This window comes from Jatrophihabitans sp. sgz311053, from assembly GCF_056135305.1.
Window position 1 is genome coordinate 1 of the sequence record NZ_JBWAXP010000007.1, and the last position, 1,113, is coordinate 1,113.

A 1,113-nucleotide genomic window follows, 5' to 3' on the forward strand; every position below is an offset into this window, starting at 1 on the left:
TGTGATGTCCAGGCAGGTTGGTCAGGCGGCTGATCGGTGGTAGGCCTGCGATGGCGCTGTGGGCTCGGTGGTGATTGTAGAAGTGGAGCCAGCCGGGTAGGGCGTCTCGGCGGGTGGTCTCGCAGTCGTAGAAGCGGGCGTAGGCCCAGCCATCGGCGAGAGTGCGGTGGAAGCGTTCGATCTTCCCGTTGGTCTGGGGCCGGTAGGGGCGGGTCCGCTTGTGCGCGATGCCCAGTTCGGCGCAGGCGTCGCGCCAGGCGAAGGACTTGTAGGCCGAGCCGTTGTCGGACAGCACCCGTTCGACCGTGACGCCGCGCTCGGCGAACCAGGCCGTCGCCCGCTGTAGGACGCCGACCGCGGTGTCGGCCTTCTCATCGGCGCAGATCTCGGCGTAGGCGACGCGGGAGTGGTCATCAACGACGGTGTGGACGTAGCCGGTGCCCAGCCGCGGTTCGTGACGGTGGTTGCGCTGGCCGGTGCGCTGGGCGTGGGCGACACGATGCTTGTCGCCCTGCTGACGGCCGACGAAGCGGTGACCGCCGCCGTCGGGGATGTTGCCGAACTTGGTGACATCGACGTGGAGCAGCGAGCCCGGGTGCGGATGTTCGTAGCGGCGGATCGGCTCACCGGTGACCCGGTCGATGTGGGACAGCCGGTTGATCCGGCAGCGCACCAGCACCGCGTGCACGGTCGAGGCCGGCATCCCGAGCTGGCCGGCGATCTGCACCGGCCCGAGCCGGTGGCGCCAGCGCAGCCGCACGATCTGCCGCACCAGACGCGGCGGGGTCTTGACCGGGCTTCGGCGCGGCCGGGAGGACCGATCGGCCATCCCGACCGGCCCTTCGCTGCGGTAGCGGGCGGCCCACTTGGCGGCGGTGCGGGGCGAGACCATGAACATCTTCGCCGCCGCCGAACACGTCCACCCATCCTCTACGACGAGTCGGGCAAGACGCAGCCGGGCGCGCGGGGTCAGCGCAGCGTTAGCGTGGGACACGAAGGCCTCCGGTCAGTGAAGCGGTTCCTAGACAGCTCCACTTCACAACCGGAGGCCTTCGCCTGTCTCAACGACAGGCCGATATCAACTCACCGGTGACAACGTCCCCGGGCATCACA

At 69.4% G+C, this 1,113-nt stretch carries 1 protein-coding gene; it reads right to left on the bottom strand.

Features of this window, described 5'->3' with window-relative positions:
* On the bottom strand, nucleotides 1–994 hold a 994-nt coding region (locus AC0NZQ_RS21825), incomplete at its 3' end, for an IS481 family transposase (protein ID WP_474532235.1).
* Nucleotides 995–1,113 lie beyond the last annotated feature (119 nt).